The sequence below is a fragment of the Acinetobacter sp. AOR01_HL genome (assembly GCF_027855455.1).
In the GTDB taxonomy this organism is placed as follows: Bacteria; Pseudomonadota; Gammaproteobacteria; order Pseudomonadales; family Moraxellaceae; genus Acinetobacter; species Acinetobacter baumannii.
The window spans coordinates 34,885-50,248 of record NZ_JAKTIM010000007.1 but is presented as its reverse complement, the minus strand read 5'-3'; the positions used below and the strand labels follow the sequence as shown (position 1 = coordinate 50,248).

The following is a 15,364-nucleotide window of genomic DNA, read 5'->3' as shown; positions in this document are numbered from 1 at the left end:
TGACGATTAACATATTGCTTTTACATATAGAAAAATGATAAGTGATGTGTCGTCTTATGATTAGACTCAAAAAAAAGCCGCTTTACTAGAGCAGCTTTTTTATTTTTCTACAAATAATATTTTAAAGAGAAATCACTTAAATCTAGAAATTTCAAAATTCAATCGATATGTCATAAAATTTATTAAGCATGCTTCTCGAATTCTTTTTCTAAACAGTTCTTGAAAATAGGGGTTTGTTAAAAAAATACTCAAGGCAACAATTAAATATACAATAGACTTATTTTCGATCTGAAGTACCTTTAAAAGTTCAGAAAAGAACTCATCCACTAAGTTAAAATAAGTTGAAGTTATTAGAGAAACAAATAAATAGAAAAAATACGATAAAAATTTCTTTTATACATAACTATTTCTCCCATAAATTATTCTAAGCGTATAAAAAAATATAGCATAGTTAAAAAACATTACCCACAAAGATGAATAATATTTAAAAATTTTTCTATAACAGTGGCCTATGGCCGTTAGCTTAAACCCAAATAACCAAATACAGCTTTTTCAACTCGCTGTTGTAAATGGTTTAAATCACTTTCCCCTGCTATGCCTGCCGCGTTAATCATTCCTTTACTTAAAGCAATTACATCTTGTGCGGCTAACTGTACATGTGAAATACCTGAGCGTATAAACAGATCAGAAATTATGGTTTCAAGTTCGTGTTGAAGCTCATTTTCCTCAACATCTTTTCCAATAAGTTCAGAAGCAAATTCTAAGGTTCGTGCCAACTGCGGACGACTCAATTGATGTTGCACAGCGGCTTGTATGATGAGTTTTAATTTTTCTTTTAAGTCTGCGGCATCACTTTGCTGTATGACTTCAACGATATGATTTGAAAGTTTGGCGCGCTCACGTCGAATTAACTCGACAATTAAAGCATCTTTAGATGGAAAGTATTGATATAGGCTACCAATGCTTACGCCAGCAAGTTCAGCCACGGCATTTGTGTTAAATCCAGCAATGCCTAACGTCTCCAAAATACGAGCAGCCGCCTCTAAAATAGCTTCAAAAGTTGCCACTGAGCGTGCTTGACGCGGGCGTTTGCGTGGGTCTGGAAGTGTTTCTGACATGGGCCGGAATGCGAGTATTTAATGTGAGTAATTACTCATATACTGACTGAGCCATGTTGGTATGACAAGAAAATCCTGTCTTTTCAGTTGAACTACAACTCGCCTCAGTCATGGAGTGGTTATGTCTAGAACCTATACTTTTTTTATTCATTTAAGAGCTTTACCTGCTTGGTTGGCTTTAGCTCGTGAAAAGCGTGCTGAGTTTAGTGCACAGAAACTTGAACCTATTTTTGAGAAGTACCCGACTGTAAAAGTTCGGTGGTATGACGTTGAAGCGTTTAGTACTAAAGCCAGTGATATTGCTGTGTTTGAGACGTCATCTTTGCAAGATTATTATTTTGTGGTTGATGCGATCCGAGACTCTGAGTTGTGTACGGTGCCCTACTTTGAGTTTGTAGATATTATTCCTGCAATTGAAGATGGGTATCTGGAGTATGAAAGTTCTTTAGAGAAGTTGTGGACAATCTAATTAGATTCACGACCAGCATATAATCTGGTCGTAAGCTTATTTGATCAATAAGAAATGTTCCAACTTCCAATTATAAATAATATTACCAATTGGCTCTATCTAATAACATACTGATTAAAAATCACTCTTCATAATAATTAACGGCTAAAATACCCAAGCTATTTAACAATTCTGTAGTCATTCGACCATTAATAGCTAAATTCTTATCTATTTGATAATTAGCGATAGCTTTACGTGTATTTTTACCTAAATCACCATCAATTTTCCCTGAATAATATCCACGGTTTACTAGAGCCATTTGTACACGCTTAACTTGTAAAACACGCATTAGAACTGGATCATTTTCTTCTGCAATATTATTTAAATTCTCACTATTATCATAATAGGATTGACTTGTTGTATTACTACTAGTTGGAATATTAGAATAATTTTTAACTACAATATTAGAATTAGATCTTAAAGTAGTAGATTTAGATGAAGGTGTAGTCACTTTTTTTACAGAACTACTCGAACTAACATAACTAGGTGGAGTATAAGTAGGAACAGAATAAACAGGATTTCTAGAACCAGAGTAACCTGAATAACCAGATCCAGAATAGTGGCTAGAATGGCTGGAATGACTTCTGTGACTAGAGTGACTTCTATGACCAGCGAACATATTCTCATACTCATAGTTAAGAGGTCGAATCGAAACTGGCTCTAAGTTATCATAAGTATCTACATTTACCCCAATAGCAGCAGTGGCTTTATTATTAATGATTGGAGCAGAAGCTGCAAAAATTGCTAAAGACTTTATAAATTTACTCACACTTCAACTCCCAAAAATATAATTTTTTATTTAATATTTATATTATGCTAATTATTCATACTTGGTTTCAACAATTTTATTGGTTTTATAGTAGATGGCATCCAACCATTTTTATACCAACTAAATAAACCACAGCATTTTCCTCTTAAATCACATTCCTGACATACTGGATCATAAGTATTTTTCCAATCTGAAATACTCTGCGCGGCAAAATCCCATAGATTTTCAGGCAAACAACATAAAGGAATATTCATAAAAATAAAGCGGATTTTGGAGTTTATTAAAATATCAGCAGCATTTTCTAACTCTTTCCACCACTCCTTAATATCAACTTGACTAAGTTCTCTATTTGCTAATGCAAAACCAATAGGCTCACATCCTATAAATGCGACTTCATTAATAAAGGGAAGATTAGAGCGGATATAATTGCAAAGATTGAGTAAGTTCTCTAACACGGGCTTAACTAGAACAATTCGTAATTGTATTGGCTGCTCATAATTTTGAAGAACATAGAAGCCTTCTAAGGTCTCTTCAAAAGCTAAATGCTGTTGCACCACAAAATCATGTAAGAGATCAGCGTGTCCATATAAAGGAATGAGCCAATTAACTTTAGTTTCGAGATTGGATAACACCAATTCCGCTACCTCAGAATTACTAAATAAACGGCCATTTGTTAATACATCAATCTTAGTTGAAGGGAATTTATGATGAATGGTATCTATGATCAATCTTAAATTTTTATCTAGTAATAATGGTTCACCTCCCGTTAAACCAATGTTCATTGGCACATAACTTAGATGTTTAATTATTTCTAATGCCTGCTCTATTAACCATGAATCATCATGCTTGGTAGGTGGCTGGGAACACATGATGCAATAGTTATTACATCTATTAGTGAGGAATAAAGTATGATGGGTATCACTTGCTCTCAAAAGCACATTTAGATTCTTTTTATATAGATCGATGGCAACCACATCATTAGCTTCTAATACTTGACCTTCTGGAATAAAGAGTTTGTTTTCGCCAACAATATCCATTAAATCTGAACTATAAATTGGATATAGATTATCTAAACCAGATTCAATATATCTATCAAAAATTCTGACTTCTTGAATATTATTAATTGGCACAAGAATAGATTGATCAGGTAACCACTCTACATATAAGTTATTAAGATTAAGTACCCTACAGATTTGTGGCACATGCTGTGTAACTGTCTCTAATTTTATTTTTCTCATTACATATCTACTTACTAAAAGCCCATCGTCTTGCTATTTTTCTGAAACTTACAGAATCTTGATATTTATTAAAAATTAGATCAAATAACCCCATGTATCGTTTACAGTGACTAGTTAAATGAGTAGGTGGAGCCATCATTTTAAATTCATTATAGGCACTAATTGGGTCAGGCCCACAATAAGGTAAATAAGCACACTCTCTACAGCTTGGATCATTAAAATTAAGGCTCGATGCAATAATATTTCTTTGTAAGTTAGATGATAATAATTGAGATAATGGCTCTCCAATCTTACCTAAACGCAATGATATATCACCTGTTTCTTTAAGCATACGAGCTTCATCACTTGGATAAACATATCCATCGTAATTATAAACCATGCAACCCAGCCCAGCTCCAGACGGACTCTGCAAGTCAATATAGCCTTGATCAAAAGGGGATAGGATTTTATTTAACAAAATCGCAGCATGTACCTCTATAAGTTCATACCCCTCATTATTCCAATAAAGAACCCGTTCTAATGCTTTGGAATAAAAATTTAAAAATTCACTTTGTGTGGGAGCAAGTCGTTTTGAGTTCTTTTTGGCAAAGCCATAATCACTTAAACCACGAATAAAAATTTCTTTAAAATCCAATTTAACGTATGCATCTACAATTTCATGAGGATAGTCCAAACTCTTACGTGTAGTCGTCATTAATGCAGAAACGGAATCCTGCCCTAGCTCTTTGCGTGCAAGTTCTAAACCTTCAAGAGTTCTTTCATAAGCATCTCGATTAGCAATTGGTCTATTCTTATTATGCAAATCGGCAACACCATCAATACTTGTAGATAATACAACTTGATGTTCTTTAAAAAATGAACACATTTCAGATGTTAACTGATGTAATGTAGTTGTTACTACAAAACGAATTAATCTATTGTGCAGCTTATTTTTCTCACTAATATACTCAATAGCAGTTTTTACTAAGTCATATCGTAGTAAAGGATCTCCCCCCTGAAACTCAACTGTCAACGTTTCTGAAGTACTTTCAAATATAGTATCGCAAGCTAAAAATAAATCTTCCTTTGATATGGTAAATTCATCTCCTTCTTGCTTTCGACTTACTTGGCAGTATGAACATGAATGCATACATTGAATAGTGACCACAATAATGTGCAATGCAGGACCATTTAAAACAGTCGATTTTTTTGAATGTAATCTTGATGCTAAAGCTCTTTTTGTTCCAATAGCATTTTTACTTATTAAAAAAAATTTAGATTTTAATTTAAGATAGAGTTCAATATCTAAGGACTCATCTTTTGCTATTAATTTTCTCAAATTTTCATTAGAAATAAATTCAAAATCACCTGTAACACTTGTTATGAGGTAGTTTTCATTTGCCATTCTTTTAAAGTTAAATGGCATTAATTCAGTATTACTAAAAAGCATTTTACTTACTAATACTCGCTCTAATAATGGCATCGATAAATGATTTTTGCTCAGGTGCTATTTTTGCATTGAGTTCTTTCCGCAAATAAAAATCATTAATAAAATTAAGTATAAGTAACTTTTCTTTCGGTTCACTGACTTCAAAAAAGTAATGTTGCTCGCTAATTTGCTCAATATCGTATTGAACTGGACAAAACTTCAATGCCTGCAAAATTTCATCCAATAATAATTCGCTATGAAAATCAAAGCCGAACTTAATTAATTTTTGAGTCACTTTTACCTCATTTTCAATAATATTTTAGATAAACTGATCACATAATATATTTTAGTTTAATTAAACAATTATACTCATATTAAGCTCATAAAAATATCACCTTTATTCTTTATTTATAAATTATTCATCCTATTTTTAAACCTCTATCGGATTAATACCTATTATTTTAAGATCTTCTTATTCCTATATATTCCTCCCCCAAAACCTCTCCAACACTACATCTCTTTCATCCAAACAATTTGAGCTTAAAACCTGTAGCATCAGGCCATCTATAAGGTTTAAAACCATGTCTGCATCAAATTTAAAAGCACGGGTTTCACAGCTAAAAATCAAGTCAAAAAGCTCCCGATGCAGCCATTTTCGGTATTCAACTGCCATACGGTAGGCCTGCGGATACAATCGTTTTATTTCAAAAACCGCTTTAAGCAGCAAATGGTACAGACTGTTTAAATTGGTATGTAAGACAATAATTTCTTTAAGTTTATCTTTTTGGGTGTAGTAACGGCTTGAGTAAATAATCGAGAGCATTTCTTCTTTGAGTAGGCTTTTTTGAAAGGCGATGCACATTTCAATTAGGCATTCTTTGGAGTGGAAGTAGTTGTAAAACGTGGCTTTCGGTATTTTGGCTTCTTTGATAATGAGGTCTACCCCTGCATTATGAAATCCATGCGTGGTAAAGAGTTGGATGGCGGTTTGGACTACCTGTAATTTTTTGGAAGATATTTCTAAAGTTGGCATCGTTTTACCGTTATAAATTCTTGTTGTTTCTAAATGAGATAAAAAGCCTGTGCCCTTTTGGGAGAAAAAAAGGCACAGCAAAGCCGTAAGACGGTGCTTGGCACATCTCAAGTTTTGTTGTTGCTAAGTTTTAAATAAAAATGACGTAAAGCCTGAAAACCCTACGGCGTTCAAGCTGCTTTAAATTTTTAAGCTGTGTCGTTATAGCTTTTGGCGCTCAAGGCCAACAAATGATGGATGTGCATAGCCAACTCCTAATTTTGGGAGTTCTGCCAAAGCATTCATTTGGAATTATGGTGGCAGAACGAAAGAGGGTTGACAGACTGGCTCAAGACCCAGCACACCCGAAGGTGTCCCCCTTCCGTCCTACCGCTACAAAAAGGGAGACGAACGGGTCTACATCAAAAAAAACGAGTTTTTTCAATGTTCTTGAGCGCGGCCTGTCAAAGCCGGCTGGCAATGTGGCCAGCACGCAAAGCATAATCTGAGAGTTGAGATGTGTCAATGTAGCTTTAATGACAAGTGTTTAAATTTCTTATTGTTTTTCATTAGATTAACTAAATTATTATTTAAGATATTATATTTAATTATATTTTTAAAATTAAACAGAAGCGATCCGTGCTTATTGACTTCTTAATGAGACTTTTAATATGAAATAACGAAATGATAAGTAGGATTAGACAGTCTCTGTCTGCCCCACTTGGTGATAAGCACGGTTAAAATAAACCAAACTTTGGTCATGTTGGCTTTGTTTAATCGCCACAATCGGACATATAAAAATCGTGTGTGTGCCGACTTGTTGAATTTGCTCAATCTCACAATCGAAGCTCACCAAAGCATCTTCCAACACAGGTGCGCCTGTTTCTAACTCAATCCATTCGCCATGTTTAAAGCGTTCTTCTGGTGTGAGCTTAGATGAAAATGCTTTTGAGATATGTTCGTGGTGCGCGCCTAATACATTTACCGTTAAGATTTTGTTATCTAGGAAATGTGCATGTGAACTCGCAGCTTGGTTCATACAGACCAATAATGTCGGCGGTGTGTCAGTCACACTACAAACAGCAGAGGCAGTAAATCCAAAACGGCCAGACATGCCTGCCGTGGTCACAACACTAACTGCACTTGTGAGTAAAGACATTGCATTTCTAAAGTCTGTTGCTTGAACCATGACATTATTCCTAAATTGAACCGTACCTTGTCCTGTGTGTTTGCTATACCGCCCAACTCCATCAGAAAGGTACTATCGACATGCGATCAGATTAGAGCGACATGTAGTAAGTAAAATGAGGGTTACTTGTTTGATTATCAACTGCCATCAAAAAAGTAACCCTTTATACCACTTATTGGTAAATATTAAGCAGTAAGATCAAAACCCGTCAGTTCTCGGCGAACGATTTCTGCACCTGCACTTAAGGCATTTAGTTTGCCGCGTGCCACTTCACGAGAAAGAGGCGCCATACCGCAGTTTGTGCACGGGTAAAGCTTGTCTGAATCTACAAACTGAAGCGCTTTACGTAGTGTGTTGGCAACTTCTTCCGGTGTTTCAATCTGGTTCGTTGCAACATCAATCGCACCCACCATGACTTTTTTACCACGAATGAGTTCGAGTAAATCGATTGGCACACGTGAGTTGTGACATTCTAACGAGATGATATCAATGTTAGAAGTTTGAAGTTTCGGGAAAGCTTCTTCGTACTGGCGCCATTCTGAACCGAGTGTCTTTTTCCAGTCAGTATTGGCTTTAATACCGTAACCATAGCAAATGTGAACCGCAGTTTCACATTTTAGGCCTTCGATTGCACGCTCTAAAGTTGCAATACCCCAGTCATTTACTTCGTCAAAGAATACGTTAAATGCAGGTTCGTCAAACTGAATGATATCTACACCAGCAGCTTCTAACTCTTTCGCTTCTTGGTTCAAGATTTTGGCAAATTCCCAAGCAAGCTTTTCACGGCTCTTGTAGTGACCATCATAAAGCGTATCAATCATGGTCATTGGGCCAGGTAACGCCCATTTAATTGGCTGATCAGTTTGCTGACGTAAAAACTTTGCATCTTCAACAAACACAGGCTTTTGACGCGACACGGCACCTACCACAGACGGTACGCTTGCATCGTAACGGTCACGAATACGAACTGTTTCGCGCTTTTCAAAATCTACGCCATTTAAGTGCTCAATAAATGTCGTCACAAAGTGTTGACGGGTTTGTTCGCCATCGCTGACAATATCAATGCCCGCAAGTTTTTGTTCGTGAAGTGCTAAACGTAACGCGTCTTTTTTACCTTCAACTAAGCCTTCGTTTTCGAGTTTCCACGGCGACCAAAGCTTTTCAGGTTCTGCAAGCCAAGACGGTTTTGGTAAGCTGCCAGCAGTTGAAGTCGGTAATAACTTTTTCATAATAAATGACCTATATGTTGATTAATTAGGAGCGTAATTCGCAGACCACTGCTCAAGAATCGCTTGGTATGGTTTGATAAATTGCTCTTCAACAAACTTCCCCTGCTCTATAGCCAAACGGCTACGTTCTTCACGGTCATACACAATTCGAGTAAGTGAATAATCTTGGTGCTTCAAGCTTGGTTGATAAGACTTTCCAGCCACTGAATTTGCATTGTAAATTTCAGGACGGTAAATCTTTTGGAAGGTTTCCATCGTACTAATGGTACTAATCAACTCAAGGTTGGTGTAATCACTCAACAAATCGCCAGTAAAGTAGAACGCTAACGGCGCAACGCTATGCGGCGGCATGAAATAGCGAACCTTTAAGCCCATTTTTTGGAAATATTCATCGGTTAATGAATAGTCTTCTTGCTTGTATTCAACACCTAAAACAGGATGTTCGTTTTCAGTACGGTGATACACCTTACTTGTTGAAACGCTTAAGCAAATGACTGGTGCCTTTTTAAAGTTGGCTTTATAAGTCTCAGAGTTAATAAAGCTCTTAAATAAGTTACCGTGTAATTCACCAAACTTCTCTGGCGTGCTAAAAGTCGACTTGTTTTTGTTGTGATCTAACAAAAGCACACTAAAGTCATAGTCACGTACATAAGACGAGAAGTTGTTGCCTACAATACCTTCGATGCGTTCATTGGTCTTTTTATCAACAATATTGGTTTTCAATATTTCGATTAAAGGAAGCCCGCTAGTACGGTTTTCGGCATCAATATTCATTTCAACTGAAATGATTTCAAGTTCAACGCCATAGCGGTCGCCCTTAGGGTTGTCCCAATGAGCTAAGGCATTGAAACGATTGTCGATCATCCGTAATGTGTTGCGCAAATTTTCTTCGCGGCTCATCCCTCTCGCCAAGTTAGCAAAGTTGGTTGTAATACGCGTATTGTCTGCTGGACGATAGTTCTCATCGAAACAAATACTCTTAATCGTAAATGTAAATTCTTTACTCATTGTGATCAGTACCCTAATTTCTGAGATAAACCTAAAAAATCTTTTTGCTCTTTTTGAACTTTCCAGCCTTATCAGTTTTGTGCCTTGTGGTCTTATCAAAAGTGAATAACTGGAGCGCTTCAGAGCATGGATAGATTTATACCGCAATCACAACATGAATAAAAATGATTTAGTCTCATTCAAAACTGAGTGAAATTCATGTTTAGGGTTTTATAAATAAGTATGAAGTTAAATATTTTTCATCTTAGGGAATTTTAGACAGCAGAAATTCAATATATGATGCTCACGTAGCGCTTTAATCACTCTAAATATTTATCATTATTTTCAGTTACTTATTAAAAAAATTCAATTTTAGAAGAATCAACTTAAAGTAATGTGTGCTGACTTTCATTCATCTCTGCTTTTAGCCATTCTAAAAATATGGTTTTGCGTGAATCTTCCTCAAAAGCGCTATGAGAAAGTAAAAAATAGGCTGAACCATCTTGTACAACAGGTGAAATTTTTTTCAGTAAGTTCCACTCCAGCTCTTTTTCAATCATATAAATTGAGATGACTGTCGCGCCAAGTCCAGCCAAACAACCTTCTAAACATAGGTAAAAATGTTCAAGTTCAACGTTGCAGTAGCCTTTTAAATTCTGCTTTAACTCAGCAATGCGGCTCATGTTTTTGAAAAAATTTGGTCTAGAAGTCGAAATGAGTACGTCGTTGGTTTCCGATGGGTTGGTTGCTTGAACTAGAGCGATATATTCATCAGCAATCTTTTCGCTATAGATATGCTCACCCCAATCAAAGTCATTTCTACGAATCGCGATATCAATATTATCTTTTTCAAAATCGACCACACCGCCTGCTGTGAGTAGCACAACCTCAAAATCATGACCAAGCTTTTTAAATTTTGATAGCCGCGGTATGAGCCATTTCATAGAAAGTGTCGGTTCACAGGACAAGACCAATTGTTTGTTTTCGGTTTTGGGTTGGCTGAGTTGTATTAAACATTCATCGAGTTGACCAAAAACTTGATGGCAACAACTCAATAAAGTTTCACCCTGCTTAGTCATCACAAGCGTTTTATTTTTTCGGTCGAACAAAGCCGTATTTAAGGCTTCTTCTAAATTATAAATCTGTTTACTAACCGCACTTTGCGTCACAAATAATTTCTTTGCAGCTAAAGTCAAGCTGCCATACTTCGCCACGAAATAGAAAAATTTTAGTGAATTCAGCGATATTCTTTCGATCATTCCAAAAACTCATAATTATGTTGTCGTTTTTATCGATTTTTATTTTTAGGTTTCTGTTCAAAATAAAAATCATCTTTATTAAAACCTATTTTAGATGATGAAAAATATTTTAAATATCTATATCTATCTTCATAAATGTAAAGCCCCAATCTTTCTCACCAAAAGAATAGCAGCTTTAAGTAAAACAGCTCTCCTTTCGAATACATTCCAAAAAGTACAGATAAAACCGTTCGTTTTCAGTGAGGGTGCAAGATAATGGCTGAGTTTATTGCGGTTATTCTCATTACGATTTTGGCGGTGGTTAGCCCCGGCGCTGACTTCGCGATTGTGACTAAAAATAGTTACTTGTACGGTCGAAAAATAGGTGTGTTTACTTCACTTGGAATATCGCTTGGCGTGTTGGTGCATGTGACTTATACGTTAGTCGCCGTTGCCTTTGTGATGATTTATACACCGCAAATTTTGAATATTGTTAAGTATATTGGTGCAATTTACCTGATCTATATTGGCTATAAAACCTTTACTCAAAAACCAGTTTTAGACTCTGTTGCTTTAAACGCTATAGGCAGTTTTCAAGCGATAAAATACGGCTTTTTTACTAACGCCCTGAACCCAAAAACCACGCTATTTGTGATTAGTACCTATACGCAAATCGTGAGTTTAACTACGCCTAAAGCCATTCTTTTGGCTTATGGCTTTTTTATGTCATTTGCCCATTTTGTATGGTTTTCACTGGTGGCTGTACTGTTCTCATCCATGCTACTAAGACAAAAAATGTTAGCCAAGCAAGTACAGATTAATAGGGTGATTGGTTCAATCTTATGTGTCTTAGGCGTGATTTTGCTTCTTACTAAGTTTCAGTAGAGCCGCTTAATTTTTAAGAAACTCTATAGTGAGTTTATGGTTAATGGACTGAGCGCTTCGTACAGAACTCAGTCCATTTGAGTGAGATAAAAAGCTATGTTTTAACTTTTTGACCCTGATAAATCATTTATGTTCCAACGATTTGCTCTTTTAAAGGTTCCAACATCGTTAAACCGTACTCCCATATCACGCATGACTTTATGGGCAACCGGTGCCGTCATTTGGCGAATGTAGAATGGTTCTTTCACCACAAAATGGTGGATGGCATGCGTTGAACCAAAGTTAAAGCAAAACAGTTGGAACGGCATCATCCACCAAGGTTTTAACACCTGAGTTTGCTGAATGACATTACCCAATTCGACATCGCCGTAGTAATGCATATTGCTAGTCACAAAGTGCAAGCAGAAGGTACGCAGTACATTCGGTGCAACCCAAACAACAGTCAAAATATTAACCACATGCATAATATTTAAAGTGGTAGCTGACCAAGCAATCGGTGCATTCGCCCAACTTAAAACAGCATCTACTGCATGAAAACCTAAAAAGATATACCACAGCGACCAATGAATAATTCCTAACGGAAAATAAGCCATAAATGCACGTTTAAAAATTACTTTTCTCACCGTCCAATTGCTTGCAGAAATAATACGGAACAAGACCGCCAAGCCGTTATCACCAATCGCGATGAGTCGACGTATGCTCCACTGCTCTCCATTAGTTAAAGCTCTTTCTTCTAAATCAACTTCGGTGCCTGAGTTTTTATGATGGTTAAAATGCAGCTCACGACGCTTCCACGGGTTAATAGTACTTGGTCGAGCTAACCAGACTAAGCCCATCATTAAATGATGTGCCCATGGTTTCTTTCTAAAATACATCCAGTGAATCAGGTCATGCTCTAACTCATGGGTAAGAGATGCAAAAAAAGCAATAATTGGAATTGCAAACCAAGCTGAAAGTTGATGATTGATATAAAGGACCGCAGTCGTGATCATTCCTGCTAAAGAAAAAAATAGAATGACAGCCCCGATAGCATTTTGATGGTTCAAAATAGGATGGCGTTTGCGTAAAGCCACGCCTTCTGCTGTTACTACTTTTTTAATATGTTCCGTTTTTTCGCTATCGGTCATTCCGGCAGGATTTTTATAAATATAGGTCATGATTGTCCCTCACTTTTCTCATGGTTCTACTTTATTTCCAAGCTACTTAATACGCTTAACCGACAACGCCAAAATATTGGCTGGAGATGCCAATTGATATTTCGCTCAAAAAACAAAAGATTTTTTTATTTTTTAATTCTTTTATAATGAGGTAAGGAATAAAAATCAGAAGTTATAGGATATAACATGTCACAGACAGCAACGGCGCTAGCCAGCTGGGTTAAAGCAATTCAAAAAGCTCTTGATAAGGCAGGATGTGATAGCCAAACTTTACTAAAACAAGCAGGTCTAGATATTCAGGCCCTTCATAATCCCGATGCACGTTACTCACTTGAGCACACTGCAACTTTATGGAGACTGGCTGTGGAGGCCACTCAAGATTCGTGCTTTGGCCTTAAAGTCGCAAGCCAAGTTAATCAAAACACATTTCATGTACTCGGTCACTCTCTCACTACAAGTACAACTTTAAAAGAAATGTTTTTAAAAATTATCCGTTACTTTCGTATTGTGACTGATATTCCTGAACTCGAATTTTATGGGCAAGGTAATAATCATTATTTCGTTATTCATGTGCCTGAGGAAGTTCAGCCTGAATCGATTGATGCTTTTATTTCGATATTTATTCGCTCATGTCGAGCACTGCAAGAATCGCTTTTTTCTCCGTTACGGATTGAACTTAGACGTTCAGAACCTGAAGATTTAGACACGTTTCAGAATATTTTAAAAGCACCAATTATTTTCAATGCACCTAAAGACATGATTGTGTTTGATACAGCAACGATAGAAAAGCCGCTTGAAGGTGCAAATCCAAGCCTATCCCAAGAGTATGATGAAATTATTATTCGTTATCTGGCACGGTTTGATAAAGAAAATATATTAGCGCGAGTAAAATTAAAATTAATTGAAAAGCTTTCTAGCGGCGACTTTCAGCAACAAGAAATAGCAAAAAGTTTAGGGTTAAGTATTCGTAGCTTGCAAAGGAAACTCTCGGCAGAAAACACTTCATATAGTGAACTGTTAGATGACACCCGTCATGAACTGGCACTTTCTTATATAAAAAACACAGGCCATAGTGTGACTGAAATTGCATATATTTTAGGTTTTACCGATGTCAGTAGTTTTACACGTGCTTTTCGACGTTGGACCGATTTATCGCCCATCCATTATCGAGAAAAATATCTAGCTTGCTCTTAACTTTTAAAAACTTAGAAAAAAAGATGCATATGAATGCATCTTTTTTTTATGAGTAACTTACTTTTTAGTGAGTAGTTCTAACATCGAAACTGTAGTGACCTTGGCACCAACTGGCAAAGCTTTTAAGTCAACAATGTAGTTTGGACTATGTGGAATATAAGGCACAGGTTTGCCTTGCTTGACTGCATTTGCAAACACAACTGGGTCTGCTACACCAATAAACATAAAGTTAAAAGGAATGTCTTTTTGGTCGCCTAATAAATGATGAACATCTTCTGATCCCATAACCGCGGGATACTCAGTTAGAACATGTTTATCGCCCAATAGTGCTTTTAAAGGCCCATTTAAACGTGCCGAAAATTCTTTATTGTTAACTACAGGTGTGCTCGAACCTTTAAACGTAAAGGTAGGTAATTGATCTTTACCCATGCCCTGCATTTGGGCCGCACCTTCACTCATAGACTTAATATTATTTAGCATGGTTTCACGCACTTTAGGATCAAACCAGCGCAAATTCATTTTGACCAATGCAGTAGAAGGAATCACGTTATTCGAGTTTCCAGCTTGGATTGAGCCAATCGATAACACTGCCGCTTGTTGCGGATCAACTGCATTACCCATAATGGTTTGATATTGAGTCACTGCGTTTGCAGCCATACTAATCGGGTTCTTGGTGAGCATTGGTAATGAGCCATGGCCACCCACACCTTTAAATAAAACATCAAGCTGATCGGTTCCTGCCATACGTGGCCCCGGTGCATTGATGACAACGCCCACAGGTGCAGGTGTGGTATGTACGGCAAAGAAATAATCAGGTTTTGGTAAGTTGTATTTTGTCCATAAACCGTCAGTCACCATAGCTTTAGCACCTGTTATTGGCTCTTCAGCAGGCTGCGCGACTAAAATAACAGTTCCGCTCCATTCCTTTTTTAAAGCGACTAATGTTTTTGCCATGCTGAGCATCCATGTCACATGTGCATCATGACCACACATATGGGCTACAGGCGTTTCGGTTCCATCATCAAGTTTTACGCGCACTTTACTCGCGTATGGTAGACCAGTTGCCTCTTCAACAGTGTTGGCATCCATATCGGCACGGTACATAACCGTTGGCCCTTCACCATTTTTTAAAATGCCAACCACACCTGTTTTGGCTATTCCCGTTTTAACGTCAAAACCTAGTGACTTAAGCTCTTTGGCAACAATGGCAGAAGTACGCTTTTCCATAAACCCAAGTTCAGGGTGTTCATGAATGTCTTTATAGACCTTATTTAACCACTCGGTTTGCCCATCAATAATGGTTAACGCTTTTTGTGAAACTACGGGTAAATTTGTTGGACTTGCTTCCGCATGGAGAAGAGTTCCATAACCTGAAATCAAAGTCGACAACCCTAAAAACATACCGTTTTTAATGATTTTATTCATGTAATTA

Annotated in this window: 15 protein-coding genes; 3 read left to right on the top strand and 12 right to left on the bottom strand. The window is 36.8% G+C overall.

Annotated elements, in window-relative coordinates:
- Window positions 1-518 precede the first annotated feature (518 nt).
- Complete coding sequence (locus MKL62_RS00785; protein WP_005129547.1) at window positions 519-1,118, bottom strand: TetR/AcrR family transcriptional regulator; 600 nt, start codon at window positions 1,116-1,118, stop codon at window positions 519-521.
- Window positions 1,119-1,239: 121 nt separating this feature from the next.
- Between MKL62_RS00785 and MKL62_RS00780 the strand changes: the two genes are divergently transcribed.
- Window positions 1,240-1,587: a darcynin family protein gene (locus MKL62_RS00780; RefSeq protein ID WP_005129548.1), complete on the top strand. Its 348-nt coding sequence runs from the start codon at window positions 1,240-1,242 to the stop codon at window positions 1,585-1,587.
- A 121-nt stretch (window positions 1,588-1,708) separates the two neighbouring features.
- Here the strand turns inward: MKL62_RS00780 and hxsA are convergent, their stop codons facing one another.
- From hxsA to MKL62_RS00735, 9 genes are all read right to left on the bottom strand, one after another.
- A complete protein-coding gene (gene hxsA / locus MKL62_RS00775; protein ID WP_005129549.1) occupies window positions 1,709-2,395 on the bottom strand; it encodes a His-Xaa-Ser repeat protein HxsA in 687 nt (228 codons plus the stop codon).
- A 47-nt stretch (window positions 2,396-2,442) separates the two neighbouring features.
- Entirely contained in the window at window positions 2,443-3,633 is a 1,191-nt protein-coding gene (gene hxsC / locus MKL62_RS00770) for a His-Xaa-Ser system radical SAM maturase HxsC (RefSeq protein WP_005129550.1), read from the bottom strand.
- A 7-nt stretch (window positions 3,634-3,640) separates the two neighbouring features.
- Complete coding sequence (hxsB, locus tag MKL62_RS00765; protein ID WP_005129552.1) at window positions 3,641-5,095, bottom strand: His-Xaa-Ser system radical SAM maturase HxsB; 1,455 nt, start codon at window positions 5,093-5,095, stop codon at window positions 3,641-3,643.
- Window positions 5,064-5,336, bottom strand: coding sequence for a hypothetical protein (locus tag MKL62_RS00760; RefSeq protein WP_000192295.1), 273 nt, complete (start codon window positions 5,334-5,336; stop codon window positions 5,064-5,066). The genes hxsB and MKL62_RS00760 overlap by 32 nt, the downstream gene beginning before the upstream one ends.
- Window positions 5,337-5,519: 183 nt before the next feature.
- A complete protein-coding gene (locus MKL62_RS00755) occupies window positions 5,520-6,074 on the bottom strand; it encodes a TetR/AcrR family transcriptional regulator (protein WP_223236542.1) in 555 nt (184 codons plus the stop codon).
- Window positions 6,075-6,750: 676 nt separating this feature from the next.
- Window positions 6,751-7,242, bottom strand: coding sequence for a flavin reductase (locus MKL62_RS00750; protein WP_000249482.1), 492 nt, complete (start codon window positions 7,240-7,242; stop codon window positions 6,751-6,753).
- Window positions 7,243-7,427: 185 nt separating this feature from the next.
- Window positions 7,428-8,471: a methionine synthase gene (locus MKL62_RS00745; RefSeq protein WP_000735355.1), complete on the bottom strand. Its 1,044-nt coding sequence runs from the start codon at window positions 8,469-8,471 to the stop codon at window positions 7,428-7,430.
- A 21-nt stretch (window positions 8,472-8,492) separates the two neighbouring features.
- Complete coding sequence (locus MKL62_RS00740) at window positions 8,493-9,479, bottom strand: DUF1852 domain-containing protein (RefSeq protein ID WP_000031355.1); 987 nt, start codon at window positions 9,477-9,479, stop codon at window positions 8,493-8,495.
- Window positions 9,480-9,844: 365 nt separating this feature from the next.
- Window positions 9,845-10,717 carry a LysR family transcriptional regulator gene (locus MKL62_RS00735; RefSeq protein ID WP_005129554.1) on the bottom strand — a complete coding sequence of 291 codons (873 nt, stop codon included), beginning with the start codon at window positions 10,715-10,717 and terminating at the stop codon, window positions 9,845-9,847.
- A 255-nt stretch (window positions 10,718-10,972) separates the two neighbouring features.
- Here MKL62_RS00735 and MKL62_RS00730 point away from each other — a divergent pair, with 255 nt between their 5' ends.
- Window positions 10,973-11,581 carry a LysE family translocator gene (locus tag MKL62_RS00730; RefSeq protein ID WP_005129555.1) on the top strand — a complete coding sequence of 203 codons (609 nt, stop codon included), beginning with the start codon at window positions 10,973-10,975 and terminating at the stop codon, window positions 11,579-11,581.
- 101 nt (window positions 11,582-11,682) lie between these two features.
- Here the strand turns inward: MKL62_RS00730 and MKL62_RS00725 are convergent, their stop codons facing one another.
- On the bottom strand, window positions 11,683-12,708 hold the full coding sequence (locus MKL62_RS00725) for a fatty acid desaturase (protein WP_109850619.1): 1,026 nt from the start codon (window positions 12,706-12,708) through the stop codon (window positions 11,683-11,685).
- A 216-nt stretch (window positions 12,709-12,924) separates the two neighbouring features.
- Between MKL62_RS00725 and MKL62_RS00720 the strand changes: the two genes are divergently transcribed.
- Window positions 12,925-13,932: an AraC family transcriptional regulator gene (locus MKL62_RS00720; protein ID WP_005129557.1), complete on the top strand. Its 1,008-nt coding sequence runs from the start codon at window positions 12,925-12,927 to the stop codon at window positions 13,930-13,932.
- 57 nt (window positions 13,933-13,989) lie between these two features.
- Here the strand turns inward: MKL62_RS00720 and MKL62_RS00715 are convergent, their stop codons facing one another.
- Window positions 13,990-15,357 (bottom strand): amidohydrolase, encoded by a 1,368-nt coding sequence (locus tag MKL62_RS00715; protein WP_005129568.1) that lies wholly within the window; start codon window positions 15,355-15,357, stop codon window positions 13,990-13,992.
- Window positions 15,358-15,364: the final 7 nt, after the last annotated feature.